Source organism: Streptomyces sp. 13-12-16 (genome assembly GCF_002114215.1).
GTDB lineage: Bacteria > Actinomycetota > Actinomycetes > Streptomycetales > Streptomycetaceae > Streptomyces.
The window spans coordinates 1-5,557 of record NZ_NCTE01000263.1 but is presented as its reverse complement, the minus strand read 5'-3'; the positions used below and the strand labels follow the sequence as shown (position 1 = coordinate 5,557).

General features: G+C 72.7%; 5 protein-coding genes and 1 pseudogene. 3 read left to right on the top strand and 3 right to left on the bottom strand.

Annotated features, from left to right (window positions below):
- A pseudogene (locus tag B7767_RS11855) lies at nucleotides 1-1,484 on the top strand (ATP-binding protein); the annotation flags it as partial.
- A 66-nt stretch (nucleotides 1,485-1,550) separates the two neighbouring features.
- Here B7767_RS11855 and nucS read toward each other — a convergent pair.
- Nucleotides 1,551-2,222 carry an endonuclease NucS gene (gene nucS, locus B7767_RS11850; RefSeq protein WP_085572167.1) on the bottom strand — a complete coding sequence of 224 codons (672 nt, stop codon included), beginning with the start codon at nucleotides 2,220-2,222 and terminating at the stop codon, nucleotides 1,551-1,553.
- A gap of 289 nt (nucleotides 2,223-2,511) precedes the next feature.
- Here nucS and B7767_RS11845 point away from each other — a divergent pair, with 289 nt between their 5' ends.
- Nucleotides 2,512-2,904: an SCO5389 family protein gene (locus B7767_RS11845; protein WP_073932514.1), complete on the top strand. Its 393-nt coding sequence runs from the start codon at nucleotides 2,512-2,514 to the stop codon at nucleotides 2,902-2,904.
- Nucleotides 2,905-2,986: 82 nt separating this feature from the next.
- Here the strand turns inward: B7767_RS11845 and B7767_RS11840 are convergent, their stop codons facing one another.
- Complete coding sequence (locus B7767_RS11840; protein ID WP_085572166.1) at nucleotides 2,987-4,015, bottom strand: LLM class flavin-dependent oxidoreductase; 1,029 nt, start codon at nucleotides 4,013-4,015, stop codon at nucleotides 2,987-2,989.
- 242 nt (nucleotides 4,016-4,257) lie between these two features.
- On the opposite strand from B7767_RS11840, the gene B7767_RS11835 reads away from it, so the two are divergent.
- The gene (locus tag B7767_RS11835; RefSeq protein ID WP_085572165.1) at nucleotides 4,258-4,590 is read left to right on the top strand and encodes an ATP/GTP-binding protein; all 333 of its coding nucleotides are present in this window, start codon (nucleotides 4,258-4,260) and stop codon (nucleotides 4,588-4,590) included.
- A 6-nt stretch (nucleotides 4,591-4,596) separates the two neighbouring features.
- Here B7767_RS11835 and B7767_RS11830 read toward each other — a convergent pair whose 3' ends face one another.
- Nucleotides 4,597-5,472, bottom strand: a complete 876-nt coding sequence (locus tag B7767_RS11830; RefSeq protein ID WP_085572164.1) for an ABC transporter permease subunit — start codon at nucleotides 5,470-5,472, stop codon at nucleotides 4,597-4,599.
- Nucleotides 5,473-5,557 lie beyond the last annotated feature (85 nt).

The window sequence follows — 5,557 nt, the reverse complement described above, 5'->3', positions numbered from 1 at the left end:
CCTCCGCCCGCGCCACCCTGCGGTTCGCCGTCGCGCTCGGCGGCGAGGTGCCCCACCAGGCGCATCTGCCCGCCCTGGTGGGCGACACCCACGCCGACGCCGCGCTCGGCGAGCTGGCCGCCTGCGGACTGGTCTCCGCGGTCGGCTCCCGCTACCGGCTCGCCGCCGGGGTGCCGGCCCAGCTGGAGGCCGCCGGATACGCCGACGAGGCCGAGGACCGGGCCCGTGAGGCCGCCCGGCACTACGCCTGGTGGACCGGGCACCCCTCGGTCACCCCGGAACGGGTGTGCGCCGAGGCCGACGCGGTGCTCACCGCGCTCACCCTGCTGTCGCCGCTCACCACGGCCGTCACCGAGGGCGAGCAGAGCACGGCCGTACAGCTCGCCCGTACCGCCGCGCCCGCGTTCGCCTCGGGCCTGCACTGGAGCGCCTGGGAGAAGGCGCTGCGGGCCGGCGCGGAGGCCGCCCGGCTCTCGGGGGACGTGGCGGAGCAGGCCTACTTCCACCACGAACTCGGCATCCACGCGCTGTGCGCCGGACAGCTCGACCGGGCGCGCGCCGAACTGGAGGCGTCCATCGGGCTGCGCGGAGCCCTCTCCGACAAGCGCGGCACCGTCGCCGGGCGCAGGGCGCTGGCCCTCGTCGCGGACCGCTCCGGAACCCCGCTCGCGCTCATGCCGACCGCGGGGGAGGAGGTGCCCGAGGCCCGCTACGAGGAGTCGGCCCCGCCGCCCCGCGGGGTGCCGACGGCCTTCCCGGACCTCCAGCTGCCCTCCGACACCGGTCTGGTCGTCCACCGCACGGTGCCGTCGCCGTCCACGACGTCCACGCCGCCGGCCAAGCCGGGCGGCGGCCTCAAGGGGCTGGCCAGGCGCAACCTGGTGGCGGCCGGCGCGGGCGCGCTGCTCGTCGCCGTGCTGGGCACGGTGGTCACCCTGGGCGCCACGTCGGAGAACGACGCCGGCACCCCCTCCGAGAACGTCGGCGTCAACCCCTCCGCCAGCCAGGGCGTCGACGACGGCAGCCTCGGCGCCGATCCGGCGACCGGGGGCGAGGGCGACACCGGTGAGGCCACCAGCCGGCCGACCGATCCGGGCCCGGACGGCACCCCGGGCACGTCCGACGACCCGACGCCGACGGCCAGTTCGTCGGCGGAGCCGTCGGGCAGCCCGAGCGGGACGGCGAAGCCGGACGACCCGACCGGGGCGCCGTCCACGTCGCCTTCGAAGCCGTCGTCCAAGCCGCCCACGTCGTCCAAGCCGCCCACGTCCCCGGACCCGGATCCGGAGCCGACCGAGACGGAGCCGACCGAGGAGCCGACGGGCCCCGGGACCACGGACCCGACCACCGACCCCGTGACCCCGCCGCCGTCCAACAGCAACTCCGCGAGCGACTCCGCCTCGTCCTCTCCCGTGGAGACGAGCGCGAGCGCCCCGCAGGGCGGCGACACGGACGCGCCCGGGGACCCGGGACAGGTGATCTGACCCGCAGGACACACAGGAGGGCCGGGTCCCTTGCGGAACCCGGCCCCCGGTCCGTACCGGCGCGGCTCAGAACAGCCGCAGCTTGTCGTCCTCGATGCCGCGCATCGCGTCGTAGTCGAGGACCTGGCAGCCGATGCCCCGGTCGGTCGCGAGGACCCGGGCCTGCGGCTTGATCTCCTGCGCGGCGAAGACGCCCCGCACCGGGGCGAGATGGGGATCGCGGTTCAGCAGCTCCAGGTAGCGCGTGAGCTGCTCCACGCCGTCGATCTCGCCGCGCCGCTTGATCTCCACCGCGACGGTCCGCCCCTCGGCGTCCCGGCACAGGATGTCGACGGGGCCGATCGCCGTCATGTACTCGCGGCGGATGAGGGTGTAGCCCTCGCCGAGGATCTCGATGCGGTCGGCGAGCAGTTCCTGGAGGTGCGCTTCCACGCCGTCCTTGATCAGGCCGGGATCGACGCCCAGTTCGTGCGAGGAGTCGTGGAGGATCTCCTCCATCGTGATGATGAGCTTCTCGCCCGCCTTGTTGACGACGGTCCAGACGCCCTCCTCCTCGCCGGTGCCCTCCTTCAGGGTGCAGGGCGGCGACATCCAGTTCAGGGGCTTGTAGGCCCGGTCGTCGGCGTGGATCGAGACGCTGCCGTCCGCCTTGACCAGGATGAGACGGGGTGCCGACGGCAGGTGCGCGGTGAGCCGCCCGGCGTAGTCCACGGAGCAGCGGGCAATGACGAGACGCATGGTCGGCAACGCTACTCGACCGGCCGGGGTCGACGCGATTCGTGGTCGCACGCGACCCTCGGGGCCCACCGGGCGCGTCCTGAATCTCCGGGAAAACGCTTGTTTCGGCGGTGGCCGATTACCGGCCCACAGGAAGTTCCGCATCCGGGCATTCGCCTGGTGCCGTCACCGTCCGTTGCTTACGGTATTGAACGGGAGGTCGCGAACTGTGTACGCAGCGTGTCCGATACCGCGCACTCCCTTATCTGTCAGGCAACCCCTGTTCGTTGGGGGTGCGAGAGGAGAACCCATGTCGCTCGACGTCTCACCGGCCCTACTCGAACAGGCCGAGCGAGGCGAGGTCGACGAAGCTGAATTCGTCGACTGCGTCCGGACCTCCCTGCCCTTCGCGTGGGAGATGATCAGCTCCCTGGTGGCACAGCTGAAGGTGGACGGCGGAGCCTTCGCCGACAACCAGACGCCCCCGCCGGACGAGCAGGCACGCGGTCAGCTGCTGCGTGCACTCGCGAGTGACGCGATACGCGGCGCGCTGCAACGGCACTTCGGTGTACGACTGGCCTTCCAGAACTGCCACCGGGTGGCGGTGTTCCCGCTCGACCCCTCGGTCGACGAGAGGCACGCCCGTTTCACCTCGGTGCGCGCTCAGATACTGAACCAGTCGCCGGAACTGCGCGACTGCTGACGCGCTCCACCGTTCGCTTGCCGCTCCGTACGCGGGAGGTGCAGTTGTACCGGGGCGGCAAGCCTGTGTGATCCCCGCTCGCTCAGCCGAGCAGGGGCAGTACCTCGGCTCCGAGCCGCCGTACGTTCTCCTCGGTCGCCGCCAGGTCGCCGGAGCCCTCGACGAGCAGGGCGAAGCGGGAGATGCCGGTCCGCTCGCTGGTCGCGGCGAGCCGGTCGGCGCACAGCCGCGGGGTGCCCACCGGGTGCAGTCCGCAGAGGAGTTCGGTGTACGCCAGCGGGTCGCGCATCCGCCGCTGCCTCCCGTCCACCGTGACATGGGCCTCAAGACCCTGTTTCAGCCAGCCGGGCATCGCCTTCATCAAGGTCTCCGCCGCGTCCGCGCGCCGGTCCGCGATCTGGCAGACGCCGGCCGAGACATGGGCCGCGCGGTGGATCTCCCGGGCCGGCCGCCCGCAGGCGCGGGCGTGGTTGCGCCACAGGGCGACCATCTCGGCCTTCTCCTCGTCCCCGATGTGCATGCCGAGCAGCATCGGCAGCCCGCGCTCGGCGGCCAGCCGCACGCTCGCCGGGGAGGTGCAGGCGACCACGACCTCCGGGCCCTCCGCCTCGTCCAGGGACTCCGACGGGCGCGGCACGACGGGCACCTCGCGGAAGCGGAACCGCTCGCCGTCGGCCCCGACGGACGGTTCGCGCAGCCAGCGCACCAGCAGATCGAGTGATTCCGGGAACCCCTTCTCGTACGCCTCCAGGCCGGCCCCGAACACCTCCAGGTCGATCCACGGCCCGCCGCGCCCGAGGCCCAGCGAGAACCGGCCGCCGCTCGTGATGTGCAGCAGCGCGGCCTGTTCGCCGAGGGCGACGGGGTGGACGGTGGGCAGCACGCTGACCGCCGTGCCGACCCGCAGCCGGCGGGTGCGGCCGAGCAGTAACGCGGCCAGGGTGACGGCCGACGGGCAGGTGCCGTAGGGCACGAAGTGGTGCTCGGCCAGCCAGACCGTGTCGAGGCCCGCCTCCTCGGCGACCTCGGCCGAGCGGACCGCGCGGTGCAGCGCCTCTCCCTCACCCTGCCCGGGGAACTGGGCGGCCAACACGAAACTTCCAACGCGCATTGCTTTCCTGCTTCCTTGGCTCCGACGCGGAGCTCCCCCGCAGGGCATAACCGCCCGACACGTGCCGAGGACACGGCCGGGCGGGGGATTTTGCGGATTGTCTGCAGAATCGGCCGCTCAGGAGGGGGTGCCGCATGACCACGGAGGGGACTTGTGGCGATTGGTTCCGTACGCGTACCCCCGCGCGCGCCGCGTAGGCTGGTCGCGGCCCCAGCATCCTGTATAGCCCCGTGAGGTGTTCTGTGTCCCCGCGTCGCAACCGACCCAAGGGAGCCGGTTCGTCCGGCCGGAGCGCCGAGGACGACCGCTCCGGCCGCTACGGCGGCTGGCAGTCCACGGAGAGCTGGCAGGGCGAGGAGTGGAGCGTGCGGCACGTGGCCGGCGCCAGCGCCCAGGGGAAGGCCTACCGGTGCCCCGGCTGCGACCAGTTGATCCCGGACGGGGTGCCGCACGTGGTGGCCTGGCCCGAGCACGCGGGCGTCGACGACCGCCGCCACTGGCACAAGGCGTGCTGGAACGCGAGGGACCGCCGCACCACGCGGGTGCGGCGGTCCCGTGACGCGCCGAAGTTCTGAACGCCGTTACACGTCCCGCTTCTGCAGCAGGGCGAAGGCGCCGCCGAGTGCGGCGCCGGTGGCGATCAGCATGATCCACAGCGGGTCCCAGCCCGACGGGCCGGACTCGCTCAGCGAGTTGGCGTAGAAGATGCTCATCTGGTTCGGGATGGAGTACTCGAACAGTGCCTGCTGCACGTCCTCCAGCGAGGACGAGAACATGAACAGCGCGATCACCAGCGGGGCGAGCACGGCACCGATCATGATGGTGATGGCGCCCGCGGAGTGCCGGATGATCGACCCGATCGCCAGCGACAGCGTGCCGAGCAGCGCCACGTAGAGCGAGACGCCGACCGTGCCCTTCAGCCACTCCTCGCCGGAGGGGTCCTTGGCGTTGTGGTCCCCCAGCAGCGCCACGTGCAGGAAGCCGACCAGCGTCGCGCACACCAGGGTCACCACGAAGGCGATCAGGAAGAACACCAGGGCCTTCGCCGCGAGCACCCGCCCGCGCGAGGGGCAGGCGACCATCGTGGTGCGGATCATGCCGGTGCCGTACTCCGACGCCGTGGTCAGCACACCCAGCGTGATGATGCACATGCCGCCGAGCAGCAGCCCGAAGAAGCCGAGGGCCAGCGGGCTCTCGCCGCCCATGTCGGGGTCGGCGCCGGAGACCACCAGGCCGGTCAGCAGGCCGATGCCGACCACGAGCAGCACGAACACGCCCAGCGTCCACATCGTGGAGCGCACGGACTTGATCTTCGTCCACTCGGAGGCGAGCGCGTGCCCGAGGTGCGTACGGACCACGGGGATCGGCGAGGTGTAGCCGGGATACGGGGAGCCGGGCGCCGCCTGCCAATCGGGTGCGGCGGCGGCCTGCGGCATCGGGGGCGGGGGCGTGCTCATCGGGCGTCCTCGGGCTTGGTCAGGTCGGCGGCGGGAGCGGTCGGGGGCGCGGCGGGCGCGGCGGGCGGTGCCGCCGGGGCCTGGA